20 protein-coding genes are annotated in these 22,405 nt (G+C 71.6%); 9 read left to right on the top strand and 11 right to left on the bottom strand.

The features are described 5' to 3' along the window. Positions 1-265: 265 nt before the first annotated feature. Complete coding sequence (locus tag AC07FT_RS22435) at positions 266-1,006, bottom strand: TetR/AcrR family transcriptional regulator (protein ID WP_479177796.1); 741 nt, start codon at positions 1,004-1,006, stop codon at positions 266-268. A 496-nt stretch (positions 1,007-1,502) separates the two neighbouring features. Between AC07FT_RS22435 and AC07FT_RS22430 the strand changes: the two genes are divergently transcribed. After that, complete coding sequence (locus tag AC07FT_RS22430) at positions 1,503-2,240, top strand: RNA polymerase sigma factor (protein WP_479177795.1); 738 nt, start codon at positions 1,503-1,505, stop codon at positions 2,238-2,240. Positions 2,241-2,657: 417 nt separating this feature from the next. Here the strand turns inward: AC07FT_RS22430 and AC07FT_RS22425 are convergent, their stop codons facing one another. From AC07FT_RS22425 to AC07FT_RS22395, 7 genes are all read right to left on the bottom strand, one after another. After that, positions 2,658-3,458, bottom strand: coding sequence for an ABC transporter ATP-binding protein (locus AC07FT_RS22425; protein ID WP_479177903.1), 801 nt, complete (start codon positions 3,456-3,458; stop codon positions 2,658-2,660). A 43-nt stretch (positions 3,459-3,501) separates the two neighbouring features. Further along, positions 3,502-4,431 carry an ABC transporter permease gene (locus AC07FT_RS22420; RefSeq protein WP_479177794.1) on the bottom strand — a complete coding sequence of 310 codons (930 nt, stop codon included), beginning with the start codon at positions 4,429-4,431 and terminating at the stop codon, positions 3,502-3,504. Positions 4,432-4,511: 80 nt separating this feature from the next. Next, positions 4,512-5,384 (bottom strand): glycosyltransferase family 2 protein, encoded by an 873-nt coding sequence (locus tag AC07FT_RS22415; protein WP_471205707.1) that lies wholly within the window; start codon positions 5,382-5,384, stop codon positions 4,512-4,514. Positions 5,385-5,395: 11 nt separating this feature from the next. Beyond that, positions 5,396-6,187 carry a CDP-alcohol phosphatidyltransferase family protein gene (locus tag AC07FT_RS22410; protein ID WP_471205572.1) on the bottom strand — a complete coding sequence of 264 codons (792 nt, stop codon included), beginning with the start codon at positions 6,185-6,187 and terminating at the stop codon, positions 5,396-5,398. Continuing rightward, positions 6,153-7,226: an iron-containing alcohol dehydrogenase family protein gene (locus tag AC07FT_RS22405; RefSeq protein WP_479177793.1), complete on the bottom strand. Its 1,074-nt coding sequence runs from the start codon at positions 7,224-7,226 to the stop codon at positions 6,153-6,155. Before AC07FT_RS22405 ends, AC07FT_RS22410 begins: the two co-directional genes overlap by 35 nt. Further along, positions 7,214-7,951 (bottom strand): phosphocholine cytidylyltransferase family protein, encoded by a 738-nt coding sequence (locus AC07FT_RS22400; protein ID WP_471205568.1) that lies wholly within the window; start codon positions 7,949-7,951, stop codon positions 7,214-7,216. The genes AC07FT_RS22405 and AC07FT_RS22400 overlap by 13 nt, the downstream gene beginning before the upstream one ends. Beyond that, complete coding sequence (locus tag AC07FT_RS22395) at positions 7,948-9,834, bottom strand: DUF5941 domain-containing protein (protein ID WP_479177902.1); 1,887 nt, start codon at positions 9,832-9,834, stop codon at positions 7,948-7,950. The genes AC07FT_RS22400 and AC07FT_RS22395 overlap by 4 nt, the downstream gene beginning before the upstream one ends. A 270-nt stretch (positions 9,835-10,104) precedes the next feature. On the opposite strand from AC07FT_RS22395, the gene galE reads away from it, so the two are divergent. The 3 genes from galE (at position 10,105) to idi (ending at position 12,792) form a co-directional block, all read left to right on the top strand. After that, positions 10,105-11,088, top strand: coding sequence for a UDP-glucose 4-epimerase GalE (gene galE / locus AC07FT_RS22390; protein WP_479177792.1), 984 nt, complete (start codon positions 10,105-10,107; stop codon positions 11,086-11,088). Between the two features lie 90 nt (positions 11,089-11,178). After that, positions 11,179-12,102: a cation diffusion facilitator family transporter gene (locus AC07FT_RS22385; protein ID WP_479177791.1), complete on the top strand. Its 924-nt coding sequence runs from the start codon at positions 11,179-11,181 to the stop codon at positions 12,100-12,102. 78 nt (positions 12,103-12,180) lie between these two features. Further along, complete coding sequence (idi, locus tag AC07FT_RS22380; protein ID WP_471205563.1) at positions 12,181-12,792, top strand: isopentenyl-diphosphate Delta-isomerase; 612 nt, start codon at positions 12,181-12,183, stop codon at positions 12,790-12,792. Here the strand turns inward: idi and AC07FT_RS22375 are convergent. Continuing rightward, positions 12,767-13,273 (bottom strand): ATP-binding protein, encoded by a 507-nt coding sequence (locus tag AC07FT_RS22375; protein WP_479177790.1) that lies wholly within the window; start codon positions 13,271-13,273, stop codon positions 12,767-12,769. The genes idi and AC07FT_RS22375 overlap by 26 nt on opposite strands. A gap of 323 nt (positions 13,274-13,596) precedes the next feature. Between AC07FT_RS22375 and AC07FT_RS22370 the strand changes: the two genes are divergently transcribed. The 4 genes from AC07FT_RS22370 (at position 13,597) to AC07FT_RS22355 (ending at position 18,176) form a co-directional block, all read left to right on the top strand. Beyond that, positions 13,597-14,355: an enoyl-CoA hydratase/isomerase family protein gene (locus AC07FT_RS22370; protein ID WP_479177789.1), complete on the top strand. Its 759-nt coding sequence runs from the start codon at positions 13,597-13,599 to the stop codon at positions 14,353-14,355. A gap of 66 nt (positions 14,356-14,421) precedes the next feature. Continuing rightward, positions 14,422-15,285 carry an SCO6745 family protein gene (locus AC07FT_RS22365; protein ID WP_479177788.1) on the top strand — a complete coding sequence of 288 codons (864 nt, stop codon included), beginning with the start codon at positions 14,422-14,424 and terminating at the stop codon, positions 15,283-15,285. A gap of 221 nt (positions 15,286-15,506) precedes the next feature. Then, on the top strand, positions 15,507-15,647 hold the full coding sequence (locus tag AC07FT_RS22360; RefSeq protein ID WP_471205556.1) for an LPFR motif small protein: 141 nt from the start codon (positions 15,507-15,509) through the stop codon (positions 15,645-15,647). A gap of 99 nt (positions 15,648-15,746) precedes the next feature. After that, on the top strand, positions 15,747-18,176 hold the full coding sequence (locus AC07FT_RS22355) for a Tex family protein (RefSeq protein ID WP_479177787.1): 2,430 nt from the start codon (positions 15,747-15,749) through the stop codon (positions 18,174-18,176). Between the two features lie 193 nt (positions 18,177-18,369). Here the strand turns inward: AC07FT_RS22355 and AC07FT_RS22350 are convergent, their stop codons facing one another. Then, a complete protein-coding gene (locus AC07FT_RS22350) occupies positions 18,370-20,007 on the bottom strand; it encodes an ABC-F family ATP-binding cassette domain-containing protein (RefSeq protein WP_479177786.1) in 1,638 nt (545 codons plus the stop codon). 71 nt (positions 20,008-20,078) lie between these two features. Beyond that, on the bottom strand, positions 20,079-21,119 hold the full coding sequence (locus AC07FT_RS22345; RefSeq protein WP_479177785.1) for an oxidoreductase: 1,041 nt from the start codon (positions 21,117-21,119) through the stop codon (positions 20,079-20,081). A gap of 160 nt (positions 21,120-21,279) precedes the next feature. Here AC07FT_RS22345 and AC07FT_RS22340 point away from each other — a divergent pair, with 160 nt between their 5' ends. Continuing rightward, positions 21,280-22,227: an FAD-dependent oxidoreductase gene (locus tag AC07FT_RS22340; protein ID WP_479177784.1), complete on the top strand. Its 948-nt coding sequence runs from the start codon at positions 21,280-21,282 to the stop codon at positions 22,225-22,227. The last annotated feature ends 178 nt before the right edge of the window (positions 22,228-22,405 follow it).

Here is a 22,405-nt window from a genome sequence, read left to right as displayed (position 1 = left end):
CCGTCACATCCCCCGTTCTACACCGGTTGGCAGGGTCGGCACGATCCGGACACGCCGCTCCGCCACGTCAAGGGCGTCCGGCCCGGAGCCCCCGATCAGGGGACAACGGTCCGGTGCCGACATGATCCGGATGGGCATTGCTCCAGCTTACGCCTCGCGGTGTACGGATGTACGGGGGTACACCCCCATGTGCCCCCTTCGCGCCCCGTTGCGGGGACGCGGCCGGGATCCGGTGCCGGGCCCGGTACGCGGGGGGGTTCGGCCGTCAGCCGACCTTCTCGTAGAACTCCTCGATGTCGAGCACCGTGCACAGGCTGCGCAGCTCGAACTCGAAGAAGGACTGCCCCTCGGCCAGGGCGAAGGACATATGGCCGAGCGCCTCCATGGAGATCACCCCGTACAGCCGCACCCAGCAGCGGAGCATGACCGCGATGGCGCCGGGCGGCATGTCCACGTCCTGGTCCTCGCTGAGGGTGGCCAGCTGACGGGTGAGCCCGGCGTCGAGCTCGGAGCCCTCGGGCGCGGGGAACCCGCGCAGCCGCCACAGGTCGGAGACCAGATCGGAGAAGACGGAGCCGAGGACCAGGCCCATATGGCGCTCGGGCTTGGTCTCCTCACGGCCGAGCCCGGGGGCCCACGGCCCCAGGATGAGCCCGAACTCATGGGGGTGCTTGATCGCCCAGATCCGCAGCGCCCGGGAGCCGCTGATCAGTCTGCGGCCGGGCTCGTCCTCCGGGAGCTTGCCGAGGACACCGCGCATGAAGCGGGCCATCTCCTCGAAGATGTCCACCCGCAGTTGGAGGATGAGCGCATCACGGCTACTGAAGTAGCGGTAGACGGCCGGCGCGGTCATGCCCATCTCGCGCGCGATGGCCCGGATGGTGACGTTCTCCGGGCCCTCCTGGACCAGGAGCGTCCGGGCCACGTCCTTGATCTCGCGGATGGTCGCGATGCGCAGCCGTTCGCGCCGTGAATACGGTGCGACGTGCGCTTCCCCTGGCGACACGCGTCCCCCTCCCTGATCCCCCGCCGCTCGGCAACCCGGCGTACAGGCACACGATACAGCGCCTCTGTTTAGTGAACAGCAGCAGCGGCGGTGCCTCTGGTTCACACATGGGGGCGGCCGCGCCCCGGCGGCCGTCCGGGGCCGGCCGCACGGCCCGCCGGGCGGCTGGTCGGACGGCTCCGCGACACCTCCGGGAACCCCAACATCCGTCCCCCGTCAATCAGTTCGAGAGAGGAAATCCACATCCTGGACATGTGTTCAGAGGTTCCCTCCCCCGGTTCACCAGCGGAAGACTGGCTACCCGCCAGTCAACGTGTGTGACCGGCCATGAAACAGTTGACAGGCGCCATTGTCGCCGCTCTATAGTGAACACTCGTAGCTGAGGTGAATTTGAGTTTTGCTCACCTAGCGACACCTGACGAACGGACGGAACCGGGGATTCCAAATTCGTTCCGCGCTGTTGCGCCAGGAGTAAAATGAAGACGCGGGGGGATACGTGCACGCACGGTCATTGAACGATCTGGTAGACGGCTGCCTTGATGGGGATCAGGACTGCTGGAACCGGATCGTCGAACGGTATGCGCCACTCATCTGGGCCATCGCCCGATCACATCGACTCAGTCCGGCCGACTGCTCGGACGTCAGCCAGGCGACCTGGATGCGGGTCGTACAACATCTGGACAAGCTGCGCTCGCCCGAGCGGCTGGCGCAATGGATCTCCACCTCGGCACGCCGGGAGAGCCTCAAGCACCTGGAGAAGTCGGGGCGGAACATTCCGGTCGGCGGGGCCGAGGCGTTCGACCGCCCCGAGACCTCGGCACCCCAGCCGGAGGACGCCGCCCTCGCCCGGGAGCGGGACGACGAGGTCTTAGCGGCCTTCTGCTCACTCACACCGAAGTGCCAGGCGCTCCTGGGCCTGTTGGTGACGGATCCGCCGATGTCCTACGACGAGATCAGCGAGACCCTCGCCATGCCGCGCGGTTCCATCGGACCGATCAGGTCGCGCTGTCTGGCCCATCTGAAGAAGATCCTCCAAGAGCAGAGCCGGGTGGAGAAAAGCGATTCCGCCCTGGTCTCCCACATCCGGGCAGCCGGTCTGCGCGCCTATGCGGTGAGCCGCCGGACTACGCCTGAGAAACTCGGGCCGAACGGCTCTCGTGGACCTCGTCCTTCAGGTCCTCCGTCCCGTCTCCCGCATTCTCGTCCGCATCACGACGAGCCGCGCCTTCTCTGAAAAGCGCCTGCGCATTCTCGATCACCTCACGGGGCACCGGACCGAGAGCATCGGACAGTCGTCCCAACAATTCCGCTTGCTCATGATCCATCGCTAGGGCTCCCAACTGCACGACGGTGGGCACGTCCCATACCACATCCGTCGGCCTCTGATCTCAGCGGTTCAATCTACAACAACTCATTCAGCTTCACCATTGTGTATCAACGTCTTTACCAGCTGGTTGAGTTGTCGTGACTCATATTGCGGCGTACTGCCGTTCTCGTCATACTGCCCACCCTCCCGTCCGGGTCATCCCTACAGATACGCCAGGTGACGCCGTGGATACACGGCTCAGCCGTTCGGGTGACGGGGACCGTATGACGAGGCCCCGCCGGATCATTCCGGCGGGGCCTCGTCGTACACCGCGGGCGGACGGGGCTACTTGCCCGTCTCCTTCTCATACGCCTTGATGACCTCGTCGGTCGGGCCGTCCATCAGCAGCTCCCCCTTCTCCAGCCACAGCACCCGGTCACAAGTGTCCCGGATGGACTTGTTGTTGTGGCTGACGAGGAACACCGTCCCCGCGTCCTTGCGCAGCTCGCGGATCCGGGCCTCGGAGCGCTTCTGGAACTTCCGGTCACCGGTGGCCAGCGCCTCGTCGATCATCAGCACATCGTGGTCCTTGGCCGCGGCGATCGAGAAGCGCAGCCGGGCCGCCATACCGGAGGAGTAGGTACGCATCGGCAGGGTGATGAAGTCACCCTTCTCGTTGATACCGGAGAAGTCGACGATGCCCTGGTAGCGCTCGCGGATCTGCTCCCGCGACATCCCCATGGCCAGACCGCCGAGTATCACGTTGCGCTCACCGGTCAGATCGCTCATCAGCGCCGCGTTCACACCGAGCAGCGACGGCTGGCCATCGGTGTAGACCTTGCCGCGCTCGGTGGGCAGCAGCCCCGCGACGGCCTTGAGGAGGGTCGACTTCCCGGAGCCGTTGGAGCCGATCAGACCGATCGACTCACCGCGGTAGGCGACGAAGGTGACCCCGCGCACCGCGTGCACCTCGCGCATCCCCGGGGCGCTCTTCCGGCGGACCATCCGGCTCAGGGCGGCGGTGGCGCTGCCCTTGCCGCGCGGGCCGCCGTTGACCCGGTAGACGATGTGCACGTCATCGGCGATGACCGTGGGGATGCGCTCCCCCGCGGCGGTCGTCGAAGAGACCTCGCTCACTGCGCCCACCTTGTCCGCCGGACCGTCCTTGGCGGCCTTGTCGAGAATCTGCTCAGCCACGGCCGTACTGCTCCTCTGCCTTCCAGAAGTACACGAAGCCACCGACACCGACCAGCACCGCCCAGCCCAGGGCCAGCGCCCAGACGTGCGGGGGCAGGGCCTCGGGCAGGCCGTCGATCAGCGCGACCCGCATCAGGTCCATGTAGACCGCCGCCGGGTTCGCCAGCAGCACGTCCGAGACCCAGGAGTGCGCCCCGGCCTTCTCGAGCATGTGCTCCAGGGGGTACATCACACCGGACGCGTACATCCAGGTACGCAGGATGAACGGCAGCAGCTGCGCCAGGTCGGGCGTCTTGGAGCCCATCCGCGCCATGATGAGCGCCACACCGGTGTTGAAGACGAACTGCAGCAGCAGCACCGGGACGATCAGCAGCCAGGACAGGTCCGGGAAGTGCCCGAAGCCCAGCAGCACCACCAGCAGCACGATCATCGAGAACATCAGCTGCTGGAGCTGCTGGAGCGAGAAGGAGATCGGGAGCGAGGCCCGCGGGAAGTGCAGCGCCCGCACCAGGCCCAGGTTCCCCGAGATCGCCCGCACCCCGGCCATCGCCGAGTTCTGGGTGAAGGTGAAGACGAACACACCCGTCACCAGGAACGGGATGTACTGCTCGTTCTTCAGCCCGCCCCTGCCGCCCAGCAGCAGACCGAAGATGAAGAAGTACACCGCGGCGTTCAGCAGCGGGGTCGCCACCTGCCAGAGCTGACCCAGCTTGGCCTGGCTGTACTGGGCCGTGAGCTTGGCCTGCGAGAAGGCCAGGATGAAGTGACGCCGGCCCCACATCTGCCGGACGTAGTCGCCCAGCCCCACCCGGGCACCGCTGACCTCCAGCCCGTGCTTACGGGCCAGCTCGGCCGGGGACAGGCCGTCGTCGGGTGAGGTGGGACTCACGGCGACCGCACTGTCGTGCGTAATCTCGCTCACAGTTGACACTTTCGTCCTCAGGGTGCGCTGACAGGGGCGGCGCCCCGGGTCGCGCCCGATGCGTATCAGTTACGAGCTTGTCAGATGACCGGAGGGCGGCCCAGTCGGGTCAGGCGCCATACCGTACGCCACTTCATGGGCCGGCGGGGACCGCACGGGGTCCTCCAGCCCTCACGGAACCCGCCCAGCCAGGCACGGAGCGCGGTCTTCGAGGGACGCCTGGCCAGCGTGAGCAGCAGCCAGACACCCAGGTAGACCGGTAGCAGCAGGGCGGGGAGGTTGCGCCGGGCCAGCCAGACCCGGTTGCGGGCCACCATGCGGTGGTAGACCGCGTGCCTGCTCGGGGCGGTGGTCGGGTGGTGGAGCACCATGTCGGACCGGTAGTCGATCATCCAGCCGGCATCCAGCGCCCGCCAGGCGAGGTCGGTCTCCTCATGGGCGTAGAAGAACTCATCCGGCAATCCGCCGACCTGCTGGAACACCGTGGTGCGGACCGCATTGGCACCGCCCAGGAAGGTGGTGACCCGGGAGGACCGCATCGGGTCCGAGGCGCGCAGCCGGGGTACGTGGCGACGCTGGGTGACACCGGTCTCGGGATCGGCGATCCGGAAGGAGATGATCCCCAGCTTCGGATCCGCGCTGAACGCCTGACGGCACAGTTCGGCCGTGTCGACTCCGGGCAGCAGCCCGTCGTCGTCGAGGAAGAGCAGTACATCGACTTCTGATCCGCCCGGTCCGAACGCCTCGATACCGACATTGCGGCCCGCCGGGATGCCCACGTTCTCGGGCAGCTCGACGGTCCGTACGCCTTCGGGGAGCTCGGGCAGCGGCGAACCGTTGCCCACCACGACCACCTCGATCGGATCGCCGTCCTGCTTGGCGACCGAATCGAGCAGGGCGCGCAGCTCCTCGGGGCGGTTGCCCATGGTCAGGACAACCGCGCCGACCGTCATCGTGGCGCCGCTCACTTGAGCCTGCTCGACGCGAGGATGGACACGAGGTGAAGAAGGGTTTGCAGTACGGCGATACCCGCCAGTACGGCAACGCCCAGCCGGGTGAAGAACAGGTCGCCGCGCACCTGGTCCGCGACCGCGGCCGCGAGGATGACCAGCGACGCCTCGACGCCGAGCACCAGCCGGTGGAACTTCAGCGCCGCGGCCGCCTTGCGGGCCAGCGCCATACCGGACGAACGCGGCTCGGAGGCCGCCTCCTTGACCGGCGGGAGACCGCCCTGGTGCCGGGCCACACCGACGAGGTCGGTCTCGGCCTTGATCAGGATGGCGCCGAGGGCGGCGAGGGTGCCGAGGAAGGCCCACAGCCAGTCGATCCGCCCGGAGCCCCACAGATCGGCCGCGCGCAGACCGAAGCCGACGAGCACCGCGGCGTCGCACAGATAGGCGCCGACGCGGTCCAGATACACACCGCTCAGCGAGAACTGCTTCTTCCAGCGGGCTATCTCGCCGTCGACGCAGTCCAGCAGCAGGTAGAGCTGGACCATCAGCACACCGAGCACGGCGCCCGCGACCCCGGGCACCAGCAGGGCCGGGGCGGCGAGGACGCCGAAGACGGTCATCAGATAGGTCAGCTGGTTGGGCGTGACCCGTGTGTTCACCAGGTGCCGGTCGCAGCGCAGCGAGATCTCGCGCATGTAGAGGCGCCCGGCCCAGTGCTCACCACTCCGCCGGTCCTTCACCCCCGCGGGGTGAACGACCGGACGGAGTTCAGCCACTGATGGCTTGACTGACTGCTTTGGCATAGTCGGCGTATGCGTCCCTGATCGCGTCGGATGAGAGGTCGAGGTGCTCGAGGATGGTGTAGCGCCCGGGGCGGGTCTTCGGAGCGAACTCCACCACCTGTACGAACTCATCGACGGTGAAGCCGATTTCCTCGGGCAGCACCGGCAGTCCGTGCCGGCGCAGCACCTGGGCCATGTACGCCGACTCCTCGTGCGCACCGCGCAGGTGCATCGCGAAGGCACCCCCCAGTCCGCACTGCTCGCCGTGGCTCGCCGCGCGCTTGGGGAAGAGGAGGTCGAAGGCGTGGTTGATCTCGTGGCAGGCACCGGAGGCCGGACGGGAGTCCCCAGCGACCGACATCGAGATACCGGTGAGCACCAGACCCTCAGCCAGCACCTGGAGGAAGCCGTCGTCGCCGACGCCACCCGGGTGCCGCAGCACGGCCTCGCCCGCCTGGCGCGCCATCGCGGCCGCGAGGCCGTCGATCTGCTCGCCCGTCTCGCGGTGGGCCAGCTCCCAGTCCGCGACCGCGGAGATGTTGGACAGGGCGTCGCCGATACCGGAGCGCACGAAGCGCACGGGGGCCTCGCGGATCACATCGAGGTCGATGACCACGGCGATCGGGTTGGGCACCCCGTACGAGCCGCGGCCCGCGTCGTTGTCGAGGGTCGCGACCGGTGAGCACAGACCGTCGTGCGAGAGGTTGGTGGCGACGGCGACCAGCGGGAGGCCGATGCGCGCCGCGGCGAACTTCGCACAGTCGATGATCTTGCCGCCGCCGAGCCCCACGACCGCGTCGTAGTGGCCGGACTTCATGGCGTCGGCCAGCTTGATCGCGTCATCCAGGGTGCCGCCCCCGACCTCGTACCAGCTCGCGCCGGGAAGGGCCGGGGTCAGCCGCTCACGCAGCACGGCTCCGGAGCCGCCGCTGATCGCGACGGCCAGCTTGCCGGAGGACGAGATCCGCTGGTCCGCGAGGACGCCCGCCAGGTCGTCCAGAGCGCCCCGGCGGATGTCGACGACAAGCGGCGAGGGGATGAGCCTCGTCAGTACTGGCACGCGATCTCACGGCCCTTCGCCAGATCGTCATGGTTGTCGATCTCGACCCACTTCACATCGCCGATCGGGGCCACGTCGACCTTGAAGCCGCGGTTGACCAGTTCCTGGTAGCCGTCCTCGTAGTAGAGGTCGGGGTCGCGCTCGAAGGTGGTCTTCAGCGCGTCGGCCAGGTCGGCGGCAGCTTCGCCCTCGATGAGGGTGACGCCGATGTACTCACCGGTCGCCTCGGCGGGGTCCATCAGCTTGGTGATCTTCTGGACGCCCTTGGCGGGGTCCACGACGACCTTCATCTCCTCGTCGGCGAGCTGCTTCACCGTGTCCAGCGCGAGGATGATCTTCTGGCCGTTGCCGCGCGCGGCGAGCAGGGTCTTCTCGACGGAGACCGGGTGCACGGTGTCGCCGTTGGCGAGGATCACGGTGTGCTTGATCGAGTCACGGCCGCACCACAGGGAGTAGGCGTTGTTCCACTCCTCGGCCTTGTCGTTGTCGATGAGGGTGAGCTTGAGGCCGTACTTCTGCTCCAGGGCCTCCTTGCGCTCGTAGACGGCCTCCTTGCGGTAGCCGACGATGATCGCGACCTCGGTCAGGCCGATCTCGGCGAAGTTGCCGAGGGTCAGGTCGAGGATGGTGGTGTCCCCGTCGACCGGCACCAGGGCCTTCGGCAGGGTGTCGGTGTAGGGGCGCAGACGCCGTCCGGCGCCGGCGGCCAGCACGAGGCCGATCATGCGGGTTCTCCTGTTTCGTCGTGTACTGCGGGTGCTCCGGAGGACACCCAGAAGCGGACGCTCTCGATGAGCACCGCCAGCGCGAGGGCCGCCGCGAGCGCGGTCAGCGCGAGGGTGAAACCGTGGTTCTGGTCGTGCAGCAGGGCGGCGGCGACCGTGACCGCCAGGATCCGCCCCTCGTGCCCGCCGATCGCCCGTACCAGCCAGTGCGGCGGCGCCCCGGTGCCGCCGCGGATGCGGTACACCGTGTCGTAGTGATGGTAGGCGACCGCGGCCACCAGGCCGAAAGCCGCCGGCAAGGCACCGTTCACCTCGGAGCGGGCGGCCAGGACCAGGATGGTGCCGTATTCGGCGGCGCGGAAGACCGGCGGCACCAGCCAGTCCAGCGGACCGGTCAGCGGCGCGGCCACGGAGAGGCCCGCGCACAGCGCGTATCCGCCGGCCGCGGCCACCGGCAGCCAGCCGCCGGGAGCGGCGGCGGCGCAGGACACCAGCAGCGCGGCGCCGAGGGCCGCGAGCAGCGGGGCCAGGAAGCCGCGCGGGCGGCGGGCGGCCACCTTGGCGATCAGTTCGGCCACGGGTCCGGAGTCCGCCAGCTCCGCCAGCGCCCGCGCCGCGCGCTCGGTGCGCTCGGCACGGCGGGTGAGCGAGCGCAGCACCCGGCCCGCGGTGGTGTAGCAGGCCGCCAGCGCACAGCCGACGATCAGGACCCAGAAGGTGATGCGGGGCGTGGTGCACGCGGTGAGCACGGCGATCATCGCCCAGCGCTCACCGATCGGCAGCACGATCATCCGGCGCAGCCAGACCGTCCAGCCGACGCTGTCGAGGCGGTCGGAGAGGGCGGCGGTGGGGCTGCTGTTGCCGGTGGCGTCGTGGTTGGCCTCGTTGAAGGAGAAGTCCACGACATGACGGCAGGTCTGGAGGACCATCGCGCCGAGCGCGAGCGCCCAGACGTCGTCATGGCCGCCGCCGCGGGCGGCGCCGAGGGCGAGCCCCGCGTAGTACGCGTACTCCTTGGCCCGGTCGAACGTCGCGTCCAGCCAGGCGCCGAGCGTGGAGTACTGGAGCGAGTAGCGGGCCAGCTGGCCGTCGGTGCAGTCGAGGACGAACGAGGCGAGCAGCAGCACCCCGGCCGAGATGAAGCCGGGCCGGGTGCCGGTGGCCGCGCAGGCCGCCGCGATGAGGGCGGTGAGCAGGGAGGCGGTGGTGACCTGATTGGGGGTCAGTCCGCGCCGGGCGCACCAGCGGGCGATGTAGCGCGAATAGGGGCTGATGCAGAAGGTGGTGAAGAAGCCGTCGCGCGACTTCACCGCGGTGCGCAGCCGGACGCGCTCGTCATCGACCGCGTCGACGGCGTCCCGGGTCCGGGCGCGTTCCAGGGCGTCCCCCGGCACCGCGGCGACGAGCACACCGAGCTCGGGCCGGTGCGGGGTGACACCCTCGGCGCCGAGCGCGGTGGCGAGGTCGTCGGGCAGCACCGCGCCGGTGGCCGTCGTCACACCGGCGGCATGGAGCTCACCGTCGGCGGGGGCCGGGCCGGGGGCCGCTGGCTCCAGGGCCGGTACGGCGGCCGTCTCCGGGGCGGGAGTGGCGGTTGTCACCACCCGGCCGAGCGCGGCGCGGGCCTCGGGCTGGACGCCGAGCGCACCGGGTACGGCGGCGGCGGGGAAGCGGGGGTCGGTCAGCGCCAGGCGCAGCGCGTGGACGTGGCCCACGAAACGGGCGTCGACGAGGGCGACCCGCTCGCGCGCCGGGACGGCGGCGAGCTCCGCCGCCGCTCCGGCCGCGTCGGTCGTCCTGCGCACATCGAAGCCCAGCGACCGCAGGTCGTCCTCGAGGGACGAGCCCGCGACCGGGTCACCGGTGAGAATCGCGGTCGGCAGACGAACTCACTCCTTGGCAGCTGACGAGGTGGCCGTGCCGTCTGGCACAGGCCGGGGGCCCTCCGGGCAACGGACATCGCACGCCCCGGCCCCGGGCGGGGCGGGCGGCACGTCGGCAGAGGCTATCGGATCGAGGGAAGCGCCCGTTCACCGCACATTCATCGCCCGATCGGGGGAACGATCGCTTCCACCCCGCCGTCGATCATCATGGTGGATGGCGGCTGTCCACGACAAACCCCGAGCCCCGGCGACGGTGGATAGGGTGCGGTCATGACATGGCTGATCACAGGTGGCGCCGGATACATCGGTTCGCATGTCGTGCGGGCCATGGCCGAGGCGGGTGAGTCCGTGGCCGTGCTCGACGACCTGTCCAGCGGGGTCCGGGACCGGCTGCCCGCCGGGGTGCCATTGGTACACGGGACCACGCTCGACCGCGAGCTGCTGGACCGCACCTTCGCCGAGCTGGAGGTGACCGGTGTGGTGCACCTCGCGGCCAGGAAGCAGGTCGGGGAGTCCGTGGAGCAGCCGCTGCGCTACTACCGCGAGAACGTGCACGGCCTCACGGTGCTGCTGGAGGCGGTGGTCGCGGCCGGGGTCGGCAGCTTCCTCTTCTCCTCCTCCGCCGCCGTCTACGGCACGCCGGATGTGGAACTGGTCACCGAGGACCTGCCCTGTGCGCCGATCAATCCCTATGGGGAGACCAAACTGGCCGGGGAATGGCTGGTCAGAGCGGTGAGCCGGGCTCATGGGCTGTCCACCGGCTGTCTGCGCTACTTCAATGTGGCCGGTGCCGCCCGGCCGGAGCTGGCGGACACCGGGGTGTTCAACATCATCCCGATGATGTTCGAGCGGATCACCCAGGGTGAGGCCCCGCGGATCTTCGGCGATGACTACGCCACTCCCGACGGCACCTGTGTCCGGGACTACATCCACGTCGAGGATCTGGCCTCGGCCCATCTGGCGGTGGCCAGGCGGCTGGCCACCCGGCCGGAGCCGGGCGATCTGACCGTGAACATCGGCACCGGTCAGGGTGTCTCGGTGCGCGAGATGGCGGATCTCATCGGGGAGATCACCGGACGTCCGGAGCTCAGCCCGGTGGTGGAGCCGCGGCGGGCGGGCGATCCGGCCGCGGTCGTGGGGTCCACCGAGCTGATCGCCAAGGAACTGGGGTGGTACGCCCGCCACGGGGTCCGCGCGATGGTGGAGTCGGCGTGGGAGGGCTGGTGCCTGCACCACCCGGAGGCGCGCGGCTGACCCGTGCGGCGCGGCTGACCGCCGGTCCCGCCCCCGGCCGTAGTTCACTGGTGACAGGGGACGGCGGTGCGGGAGGAGGGCCGTAGAGGCATGGGTGCGGGTCACGACCACGGCCGCGGTCTGGCCACCGCGGGCGCCGCCCACCGGTGGCGGCTGCGGATCGCACTGGCGATCACCCTGGCGGTGATGGCCGTGGAGGTCGTCGGCGGACTGCTCGCGGACTCACTGGCGCTGCTGGCGGACGCCGGGCATATGGCGACCGACGCACTCGGGCTGGCGATGGCACTGCTGGCGATCCACTTCGCGGGTCGTCCGCCCAGCCCGCGCCGCACCTACGGCTATGCCCGCGCGGAGATTCTGGCCGCGCTCGGCAACTGTCTGCTGCTGTTCGGCGTCGGCGGCTACATCCTCTACGAGGCGGTACTGCGGTTTCTGCACCCCCCGCCCACCGACGGCGGGCTGACGGTCGTCTTCGGCGCCATCGGCCTGGCCGCGAACGCGGTCTCACTGGTGCTGCTGGTCGGCGGCCGGCGGGAGAGCCTGAACGTCCGCGGCGCCTATCTGGAGGTCCTGGCGGACGCGCTGGGCTCGGTGGCGGTACTGGTGTCCGCGGTGATCATCCTGACCACCGGGTGGCGGACGGCCGATCCGATCGCCTCGCTGCTGATCGCACTCATGATCGTGCCGCGTACCTTCAGACTGCTGCGGGAGACGCTGAACGTGCTGCTGGAGGCGGCGCCCAAGGACGTCGACATGGACGCGGTCCGCGCCCATATCCTCGCCCTCCCCGGTGTGGAGGGGCTGCACGATCTGCATGTGTGGACGATCACTTCCGGTATGCCGGTGCTCTCCGCCCATGTGGTCGTCGACCGTGGGGCGTTGGGCGAGGTGGGCCACGAGGAGATGCTGCACGCCCTCCAGGGCTGTCTGGGACGTCATTTCGACGTCGCACACTGCACGTTCCAGCTGGAACCGGGTGGGCATGCTGATCACGAAGCCAAGCTGTGCCACTGACGCTGCGCCACTGACGCTCACCCGGGGCACATGTGCGGCAGACTTGAACGCTCAAGAGTCGCAACGACGAGGATGCTCATGCCGATCACACCGCCCAACGGCCGCTCCGCCGAGTCCGCAGCGCCCCCCGCGCCGAACGGTTCCACCGAACCGATCATGCTTGAGCTGGTCGACGAGGACGGCAGGACGATCGGCACCGCGGAGAAGCTCTCCGCGCACCTCGCCCCCGGACGGCTGCACCGGGCGTTCTCCGTCTTCCTCTTCGACGAGGCCGGACGGCTGCTGCTGCAGCGGCGGGCGCTGGGCAAGTACCACTCCCCCGGCGTGTGGTCCAACACCTGCTGCGGCCACCCCTACCCGGGTGAGCCGCCGTTCGTGGCGGCGGCCCGGCGCACCGGTGAGGAGCTGGGTGTGGCGCCCGCGCTGATGCGCGAGGCGGGCACGGTCCGCTACAACCATCCGGACCCGGCCTCCGGGCTGGTGGAGCAGGAGTACAACCACCTCTTCGCGGGGGTGGTCCGGGCGACACCCGCCCCGGATCCGCTGGAGATCGGCGAGACCGCCTTCGTCACCCCTCAGGAGCTGGCACGGCTGCGCGCGGACCATCCGTTCTCGGCCTGGTTCCCGACGGTGCTGGACGCGGCCCGGCCGGCGATCCGTGAGCTCACCGGGGCGTCGGCGGGCTGGTAGGAGCCGCCGCGGGGCCCAGCGGCAGGGCGGCCCAGACCGCCTTGCCGCCGTCCGCCGTATGGTCCACGTCGTAGGTCCCGCCGGTCTCCTCGGTGATCGCCTGGACCAGCAGCAGCCCGCGCCCGCCGGTGCCGCCCTGGTCGGCGGCCAGCGCCACCGGGCGGTAGGGGTGGTTGTCCTCGACGGCCACCCGGATCCAGTCCGGGCCGATGGACACCTCGACGGCGATCTCCGGGGAGAGCAGGGCGGCGTGCCGCACCGCGTTGGTCACCAGCTCGGAGACGATCAGCAGCAGATTGGGCACCAGCTCGCCGTGGACCGGGACCCGCTGACGGATCAGCAGGTCGCGCACGGCGTGCCGGGCCTGCGGTACGGAGGAGTCCAGGGCGGGCGCCGTGAACCGCCACACCCCGTCGTAGACGGGAGGTCTGCGCGGCGGCGCGTGTCCCTGCTCCGAGGGGATTCTTCCGACGATCTCCATGTCCGATACCCACCCATCGCCGCGGCCCGACCACCACTCCCGTCGAGTGTTGGGAATCCGTTGGTACGGACCGGCGAACTGAATAGAAGTTAACGCCTATCGACTGCTTTTGATCGTTGGCGTATGCCAGCGTCACGCGAAGGATCATTCCCGCCCACCTGGGGCCAACCCTGGTGAACATCCCTAGTCCGGGATGTCCGGGCGTCCCCGACATCACGGGAAACCCGGGGCATCCGGTGATCCGGACGGTGGACGGACGGGGCGGCGCGGGGCCGCCCCCGGGCGCCGGAACCCCGCCGACCGGCCCGGATACGATCCGCCGCATGGAGCCCTGCCTGCACCACCGGATCGCCGACGGCATAGCGACCGTCGTCATCAGCAACCCCGCCAAGCGCAACGCGATGACTCCCGGCATGTGGCACGCCCTGCCCCCGCTGCTGACCCGGCTCGCCGCCGACCCGGCCGTCCGCGCGCTGGTGCTCACCGGCGACGGGGACACCTTCTGTGCGGGTGCCGACATCGGGGCGCTGAGCACCAGCTTCGAGGAGACCACCGGGGCCGCGCTGCCCGCCGAGGAGGCCCTCGCCGCCTTCCCCAGGCCGACCCTCGCCGCGGTGCGCGGCTCCTGCGTGGGTGGCGGCTGCCAGCTGGCGGCCGCCTGTGACCTGCGGTTCGCGGAGGAGGGCGCCCGGTTCGGGATCACCCCCGCCAAGCTGGGGATCGTCTATCCCCCCGGCTCCACCCGGCGGCTGGCGGAGCTGGTCGGACCGGCGACCGCGAAGTACCTGCTGTTCTCCGGGGAGCTGATCGACACCGGGCGGGCGCTGCGCACCGGGCTGGTGGACGAGGTCCTCCCGGCGGGCGGTCTGGACCGGCGGGTGACCGAGTTCACCCGGGTGCTGGTCGCGCGGTCCCCGCTCACCCAGGCCGCGGCGAAGGAGTTCACGGCCGGTCCGGCGGATCCGGAGCGGGTGGCCCACTGGCGGGAGCAGGCGCGGACGAGCGGTGAGGCCGAGGAGGGCGTGGCCGCGTTCCTCGCCCGCCGGACTCCCCGGTTCCGCTGGACGCCCCCGGCGGGCTGAGCGCCGCGCCGACCGCGTCGAAACCCGGCCTTCCGGCGCTCCCTACCTGCCGGTAACGTGCGGCGTATGACCTCACTCCCCGAGCGCGCCGCACGCCGCTGCCACACCGTCGTCAACCCGCTCCACTCGGCCGTCTACTTCGCCCCGGACTACGGCCATGAGCTCGCCCGGCTGGGCATGGAGGAGCGCGGGGCCGTCTACTTCGTGAGCCGTGCGGCGGCGTTCGGGCGGGTCGGCGCGGGGGTCGTCACCGCCACCTTCTACAACTTCAAACACGAGCTCATCGCCCGTCATCTGCCCAAGGTGTGGGACGTGATCTCCCCCGAGGCCGCCCTCGAGGCCCGGCTGCGCGCGGCCGACTCGGTGCTGCGGCGGGTGCTGGGCGACGAGACCGTCGCGTCCAAGGAGATGGCCGAGGCGGCCGAGCTGGCCCTGCGCGCCACCGAGGCGTGTTCCCGCGCCGCCCGCCCGCTGTACGCGGCGCACGCCGACCTGCCCACCCCGGACGAACCCCATCTGGCGTTCTGGCACGCCGCCACGCTGCTGCGCGAACACCGCGGCGACGGCCACCTGATGACACTGGTCGGCGCCGGACTCGACGGGGTGGAGGCGCTGGCCAGCCACGCCGCGTCCGGCAAGGGCATGTCCCCCAAGTGGATCCTGCGCACCCGCGGCTGGAACGAGGACGAGTGGACCGCCGCCCAGGGCCGGCTGCGCGACCGCGGGCTGCTGACCGCGGACAACGAGCTGACCGACGCGGGCACCGAGCTGCGCGCCGCCCTGGAGAACGAGACGGACCGCCTGGACGCGGCGCCGTACGAGCACCTCGGCGCGGCGGGCGTGGCCCGGCTGACCGAACTGGCCGGGGCCCTCACCACGACCGCCCTGGAGCGCGGCGCCTTCCCCGCCGACCTCATCGGCAAGCGCTGACCGCCCTCGGCGACCCTGCCCCGGCCGTCCGTGACCCCGGTCGCGGACGGCCGGGGTTTGTCGCGCCCGGGTCGGGATACCCGATGAATGTGCGCGATCGGCCGCCCTGAACCGGGTGCTCAACCGCGCGCCGCGCACGCCGGCGAGTGCCCGTGCCCCGCGTACGTGCGGCGCCCGGCGGCGGTTGCCGATCCGACGCCAGCGACTGATTGGAGATCCTCGTGTTCCGCGCCATCGCCGACGTGCTCCGCGCCATCGGTTCCACCCTCGCCGCCGTGGTGACGCTCCCCTTCCGGGCCGTGGCCCGCCTCTTCGGCGGTGCCTCGGACACGGTGCGCGGCGGACGCCGCCGTCACGTCTGACCAGTCGTCCGCCCCGCCGTAATCCGTCGGCCGTGACCGCTTCGTCGGTGCCACCTGCCACAATGCAGAGGCAGTGCAGACCGAAAGCGGAGCGTGATCGTGACGACGTCCATCGAAGGCAGGATCGCCGAAGAACTCGGCGTACGGGAACGGCAGGTCAAAGCCGCCGTCGAGCTGCTCGACGGCGGCTCTACCGTGCCGTTCATCGCGCGCTACCGCAAGGAAGCGACGGAGATGCTCGACGACGCGCAGCTGCGCTCCCTCGAGGAGCGGCTGCGCTACCTGCGCGAGCTGGAGGAGCGGCGCGCCGCGATCCTGGAATCGGTGCGGTCCCAGGGCAAGCTGGACGAGGCCCTGGAGGCCCAGATCCGCGGCGCCGACTCCAAGGCGCGGTTGGAGGACATCTACCTCCCCTTCAAGCCGAAGCGCCGTACCAAGGCGCAGATCGCCCGTGAGGCGGGTCTGGAGCCGCTGGCCGACGGGCTGCTGGGCGATCCCTCCGTGGAGCCCACCGCCGCCGCGGCCGCCTTCGTGGACGCCGACAAGGGCGTCGCGGACCCCGCCGCCGCGCTGGAGGGCGCACGGGCCGTCCTCACCGAGCGGTTCGGGGAGGACGCGGACCTCATCGGCGAGCTGCGCGAGCGGATGTGGGAGCGCGGCCGGGTGGCCACCAAGGTGCGGGAGGGCAAGGAGGAGTCGGGCGCCAAGTTCGCCGACTACTTCGACTTCTCCGAGCCGTTCACCGAGCTGCCCTCGCACCGGGTGCTGGCGATGTTCCGCGGTGAGAAGGAGGAGGTCCTCGACCTCGCCCTGGAGCCCGCCGGTCCGGGTGACGAACCCGAGGACGGCCGCACCTCCTACGAGCAGGCCATCGCCCGGCGGTTCGGTATCGCGGACCGCGGCCGCCCCGCCGACCCGTGGCTGCTGGACACGGTCCGCTGGGCCTGGCGCACCCGGGTCCTGGTCCACCTCGGCATCGATCTGCGGCTGCGGCTGCGGCAGGCCGCCGAGGACGAGGCGGTGCGCGTCTTCGCCGCCAATCTGCGCGATCTGCTGCTCGCCGCACCGGCGGGCACCCGCGCCACGATGGGCCTCGACCCCGGCTTCCGCACCGGTGTGAAGGTGGCCGTCGTGGACGCCACCGGCAAGGTGGCCGCCACCGACACCATCTACCCGCACGTCCCCCGCAACCAGTGGGACGCGTCCCTGGCCACCCTGGCCCGGCTGGCGCGTGAGCACGGCGTCGAACTGATCGCGATCGGCAACGGCACCGCGTCCCGCGAGACCGACAAGCTGGCGGGCGACCTGTGCGCCAACCACCCGGAGCTGGGGCTCACCAAGGTCATGGTCTCCGAGGCGGGCGCCTCGGTGTACTCGGCCTCGGCCTTCGCCTCCCAGGAGCTGCCGGACCTGGATGTCTCGCTGCGCGGCGCGGTGTCGATCGCACGGCGGCTCCAGGACCCGCTGGCCGAGCTGGTGAAGATCGACCCCAAGTCGATCGGTGTCGGCCAGTACCAGCACGACCTGTCCGAGGTGAAGCTCTCGCGCTCGCTGGACGCGGTGGTCGAGGACTGTGTGAACGGCGTCGGGGTGGACGTCAACACCGCCTCGGCCCCGCTGCTCAGCCGGGTCTCCGGGATCGGCGCCGGGCTCGCCGAGAACATCGTCTCCCACCGCGACGCCAACGGCCCCTTCCGCAGCCGCACCGCGCTCAAGGGCGTGTCCCGGCTCGGCCCCAAGGCCTACGAGCAGTGCGCGGGCTTCCTGCGGATCCGCGGCGGCGACGATCCGCTGGACGCCTCCAGCGTGCACCCCGAGGCGTATCCGGTGGTGCGCCGGATGGTCGGCTCGGCGGGCGGCGAGGTCACCTCGCTGATCGGCAACACGGCGGTGCTGCGCGGTCTGCGCCCCGACGAGTTCGTCGATGACGCCTTCGGTCTGCCGACGGTCACGGACATCCTCAAGGAGCTGGAGAAGCCGGGCCGCGACCCGCGTCCCGCGTTCAAGACCGCCACGTTCAAGGAGGGCGTCGAGAAGATCGGCGACCTGACGTCCGGGATGGTCCTGGAGGGCGTGGTCACCAACGTGGCCGCGTTCGGCGCGTTCGTGGACGTGGGGGTGCACCAGGACGGTCTGGTCCATGTCTCCGCGATGTCCAAGACGTTCGTCAAGGACCCGCGGGACGTGGTGAAGCCGGGTGACATCGTGCGGGTGAAGGTGCTGGACGTGGACATCCCGCGCAAGCGGATCTCGCTGACGCTGCGGCTCGACGACGAGGCGGGCGGCGGCTCCGGTGGCGGCGGTGGCCGCGACCGGGACCGGGGCCGGTCCGACAACGGCCGGTCCGACAACGGCCGCTCGGACAAGGGCCGTTCCGACAACGGGCGCGGACCGCGCGGCGGTGGCCGCCGGGGCGCCCCGCAGCAGCGCCAGGGCGGCCGCGGCGGCGGCCGTGACGCCGCCCCGGCGAACGGCGCGATGGCCGACGCGCTGCGGCGGGCGGGTCTGCTGGACCCCAAGCGACGCTGACGGACGCGGCGCGACACGGCGGACGACAGGTGGCCCGGTGAGCACGGCTCGCCGGGCCACGGCCGTTCCGGCGCCGGGCCGTGCCGTGCGGTCGTGCGGCGCGCTGATCGCGGCGCGGCCGCGGAGGGCGAGGCGGGCAACACCGGGTCCAGGGCGTACCGTCGGGCGGCCGCCGGGCCCGGGCCCTGTCCCGCTACGCCTCGGTGATCCGGCCCTCCGCCACCTGGACGCGGCGGGTGGTGTGGACCGCGTCCAGCATCCGGCGGTCATGGGTGACCAGCAGCAGGGTGCCGGAGTACGAGGCCAGCGCCGACTCCAGCTGTTCGATCGCGGCCAGGTCCAGGTGGTTGGTGGGCTCGTCCAGCACCAGCAGGTTGACCCCGCGCGCCTGGAGCAGGGCCAGCGCCGAACGTGTCCGCTCCCCCGGGGACAGGGTGGAGGCGGGCCGCAGCACATGGGCCGCCTTCAGCCCGAACTTGGCCAGCAGGGTCCGCACCGCCGCGGGCTCCAGCTCCGGCACCGCCGCGCCGAACGCGTCCAGCAGCGGCTCCCCGCCGAAGAAGAGCGCACGGGCCTGGTCGACCTCGCCGACCACCACACCGGGGCCGAGCGCCGCCGCCCCCGCGTCCAGCGGGAGCCGGCCGAGCAGCGCGGCCAGCAGGGTGGACTTCCCGGAACCGTTCGGGCCGGTCACCGCGACCCGGTCGGCCCAGTCGATCTGGAGGTCGACCGGACCGAAGTGGAACTCCCCGCGCCGGACTTCGGCCCCGCGCAGGGTCGCCACGACCGCGCCCGCGCGCGGTGCCGCGGCGATCTCCATCCGCAGCTCCCACTCCTTGCGCGGCTCCTCGACCGCCTCCAGCCGCTCGATGAGCCGGTCGGTCTGCCGCGCCTTGGCGGCCTGCTTCTCGGTGGCCTCGACCCGGGCGTTCCGCCCGATCTTGTCGCCGTCGGGGGCCTTGCGGCGGGCGTTCTTGACGCCCTTCTCCATCCAGGCGCGCTGGGTGCGGGCCCGTGCCTCCAGCGAGGAGCGGGTGTCCGCGTACTCCTCATAGCGCTCGCGGGCGTGCCGCCGGGCGGTCTCGCGCTCCTCCAGATAGGCGGTGTAGCCACCGCCGAAGAGGTTCACCCGCTGCTGGGCGAGGTCGAGTTCGAGCACCTTGTCGACGGTACGGGTGAGGAACTCACGGTCATGGCTGACCAGCACCGTCCCGGCGCGCAGCCCGGTGACGAAATCCTCCAGCCGCGTGAGGCCGTCGAGGTCGAGGTCGTTCGTCGGCTCGTCGAGCAGGAAGACGTCGTAGCGGCTGAGCAGCAGCGAGGCGAGTCCGGCCCGGGCGGCCTGCCCGCCCGAGAGGGCGGTCATGGGCCGCTCGAGCGAGATGTCCAGTCCGAGCGAGGCGGCGACCTCGTCCGCGCGCTCGTCGAGGTCGGCGGCGCCGAGCGCGAGCCAGCGCTCCAGGGCGACGGCGTACGCGTCGTCCGCGCCGGGCGCACCGTCCGCCAGTGCCTGGGTGGTGGCGTCGAGTTCGGCCTGTGCGGCGGCCACACCGGTGCGGCGGGCGAGGAAGGCCCGTACGGTCTCCCCCGGGCGCCGCTCGGGCTCCTGCGGAAGATGGCCCACGGTGGCGTGCGGCGGACTGAGCCGGACCGCGCCGTGCTCGGGGTCGGACAGCCCCGCAAGCAGCCGTAGCAGGGTGGACTTCCCCGCGCCGTTGACCCCGACGAGGCCGATGACCTCGCCGGGGGCGACGACGAGGTCGAGGCCGGAGAAGAGAGTGCGGTCGCCGTGGCCCGCGGCGAGGTCCTTGGCGACGAGAGTGGCAGTCATCAGACGCCCGATCCTAATGGCCCTGCGGGTCCGTCCCCCACGGGATATCCCGTGGGGGACGTCGCTCACGGTCACGCCTGGTGGTCCACCGGAGCCGTCAGGACCGCGTCGCCGGTGCGGGCCACGACGAACGCCGTGCCCCGTACCGCGCGGGCGGGCAGCGCGAACCGGTGACGGCCCGGGGCCAGTACGCCGTCGAAGAGGTCGTGGCTGTGGGGGCGGGTGAGCCGGTCCACGCGGTGGGACACCAGCCGGACGCGGCACTCGGAGGCGACCTCGACCAGCGCCTCCCCGCCGCGCACGGTGAGGCGGAGCAGTCTGCGGTGCTGCCGGGGCGTGCGGTCCAGGGCCTGTTCGACCTGGGCGACGAGGAGGCGGACGACGGGCCCGGGATCGGTGACGAAGACCGCGTCGGAGCGGGCCCCGGCGAAGGCATCCCGTACGGCGTCGCGCTCGCTCTGCGGCACGGTACGGCCGAAGACCACGGCGCCGTACCGGCGCAGCTCGTCCGGGTGCGCGCCCGCCGCGTCGAGGGTGATCTCCGCGCCGATGCCGATCCGCCGCAGGGCGGCGGCCAGCTCGGCGAGGACGGCGGCCCGGCGGCCGATGAGCAGCGCCCGGGGCGCCCGGCGCGCGTCCGGGCCGCCGTCCTCGGTGAGCAGCCGCTTCAGCTCGGTGCGGTACTGGTCGCCGTGGAAGCGGTAGGGGCCGAGGCCGAGGACACCGTCACGCTCGGGGTCCGGGGTGGTGGGGCCGGTCTGCCAGGCGAGGTCCCGCCACACCACGTCCGGCCCGTCCGCTTCGACGACGGCGGTCACCGCGCCGCACTCCAGCCCCGGGCACTCCGGACAGCCGTAGAGCACGAACCGGCCGCCGTCGAGCGGTGCGTCCGTCTCCAGCAGCAGTCCGCGGACCTGCTCGGCGAAGACGGCGGGGTCGAGGTCGGTGGCGAGGGGTGAGACCGCGTCGAGGTCGGCGAGACGCGGCAGCAGCGGGCCGCCGTCCACGACGAAGTCCCAGAACTCACGGTGCTTCTGATACGTACCGTGGGCCGGCACATCGCCGGCGCGGACGGCCGGTGTCAGCCCGAAGGTCACGTACTCGGAGGTCATGGCCCAAGTATTCACTCATCGGCGCACGCATACCGCGACGCGCCTGTATCACGGTCGATCGGGGACAAATCCGATGTGCGCACCGGGTGCGCGTGCGCTGCGCATCCGGTGCGCGGACGGGTCTGGCGCCGGACCCCCTCCCCGGGGATAGCCTCCGGGGATGACGTGCGACGCGATTGTCATCGGCGGTGGGGTCATCGGTCTGACCAGCGCCATCGTGCTGGCCGAAGGGGGCCGCCGGGTCGCGGTGTGGAGCCGCGACCCGGCCGGGCGCACCACTTCGGCGGTGGCCGGTGGACTGTGGTGGCCGTACCGCATCGAACCGGAGGAGCAGGTGGCCGACTGGTCGGTCGACACGCTGCGCGCCCTGGTCGCGCTGGCCGACCGGCCGGAGGAGACCGGGGTCCGGCTGGCCGGGGGGACGCACACCGGTGTCCGCGTCGAGGAGCTGGGGCCCTGGGCGGCGGAGGTGCCGGAGCTGCGCCCGGCGCGCCCCGAGGAGCTGCCCGAGGGCTTCCCGGTGGGACTGCGGGCGCGCGTTCCGCTGATCGATATGCCGGTCTACCTCGGCTATCTGAGGCGCCGTCTGGAGGCGGCGGGCGGCACGGTCGAGGAGCGCGTGGTGACCTCCCCGGCCGAGGCCGGACGCTCCGCCCCGCTCGTGGTCAACTGCACGGGTCTGGGCGCACGGGAGCTGGTGCCGGACACCGGGGTGCATCCGGTGCAGGGGCAGTTGGTGGTGGTGGAGAACCCGGGTGTGGAGGAGTGGCTGGTGGCCGCGGACGGCGAGGCGTCGGACACGATGTACGCGCTGCCGCAGCCGTACGGGCTGGTGCTCGGGGGCACCGCGCGCGAGCACGCCTGGGGGCTGGAGCCGGATCCGGCGACGGCCGAGGCGATCGTCGCCCGCTGTGCCCGGATCCACCCGGGGGTGGCGAACGCCCGGATACTGGCCCACCGGGTGGGTCTGCGCCCGGCCCGTGCCCGGGTACGGCTGGAGGCCGAACAACTGCCGGACGGTGCGCGTCTGGTGCACAACTACGGCCACGGCGGCGCCGGCGTCACGGTCTCCTGGGGCTGCGCCCACCGGACCGCACGACTGGCCTGACCGGCCGAGCCCCCGGGGGCGGTCCCCGGCTCCCCCTCGGCGTCCCGGGGCGCCGGCCCGGAATCGCCGGTGCCGGACAGGCGAGGGGGACGCCGCCGGGGTGGCGGGGGGGGGTGGCGGGGGGGGGTGGAGGGAGGGGGGGTTTGGTGCGGGGGGGGGTTTGTTCCTCTCCCCAGGT

Source organism: Streptomyces sp. NPDC045899 (assembly GCF_056431485.1).
Note: the sequence above shows the minus strand (reverse complement) of the source record. Positions and strands in the feature narration are given on the sequence as shown.

Coding starts and splice junctions, on each gene's coding strand:
- AC07FT_RS22415 (WP_471205707.1), bottom strand. CDS start 5,384: ATGACGGTCGGCGCGGTTGTCCTGACCATGGGCAACCGCCCCGAGGAG.
- AC07FT_RS22410 (WP_471205572.1), bottom strand. CDS start 6,187: ATGCCAAAGCAGTCAGTCAAGCCATCAGTGGCTGAACTCCGTCCGGTC.
- AC07FT_RS22400 (WP_471205568.1), bottom strand. CDS start 7,951: ATGATCGGCCTCGTGCTGGCCGCCGGCGCCGGACGGCGTCTGCGCCCC.
- galE (WP_479177792.1), top strand. CDS start 10,105: ATGACATGGCTGATCACAGGTGGCGCCGGATACATCGGTTCGCATGTC.
- AC07FT_RS22385 (WP_479177791.1), top strand. CDS start 11,179: ATGGGTGCGGGTCACGACCACGGCCGCGGTCTGGCCACCGCGGGCGCC.
- idi (WP_471205563.1), top strand. CDS start 12,181: ATGCCGATCACACCGCCCAACGGCCGCTCCGCCGAGTCCGCAGCGCCC.
- AC07FT_RS22375 (WP_479177790.1), bottom strand. CDS start 13,273: ATGGAGATCGTCGGAAGAATCCCCTCGGAGCAGGGACACGCGCCGCCG.
- AC07FT_RS22370 (WP_479177789.1), top strand. CDS start 13,597: ATGGAGCCCTGCCTGCACCACCGGATCGCCGACGGCATAGCGACCGTC.
- AC07FT_RS22365 (WP_479177788.1), top strand. CDS start 14,422: ATGACCTCACTCCCCGAGCGCGCCGCACGCCGCTGCCACACCGTCGTC.
- AC07FT_RS22350 (WP_479177786.1), bottom strand. CDS start 20,007: ATGACTGCCACTCTCGTCGCCAAGGACCTCGCCGCGGGCCACGGCGAC.
- AC07FT_RS22345 (WP_479177785.1), bottom strand. CDS start 21,119: ATGACCTCCGAGTACGTGACCTTCGGGCTGACACCGGCCGTCCGCGCC.
- AC07FT_RS22340 (WP_479177784.1), top strand. CDS start 21,280: ATGACGTGCGACGCGATTGTCATCGGCGGTGGGGTCATCGGTCTGACC.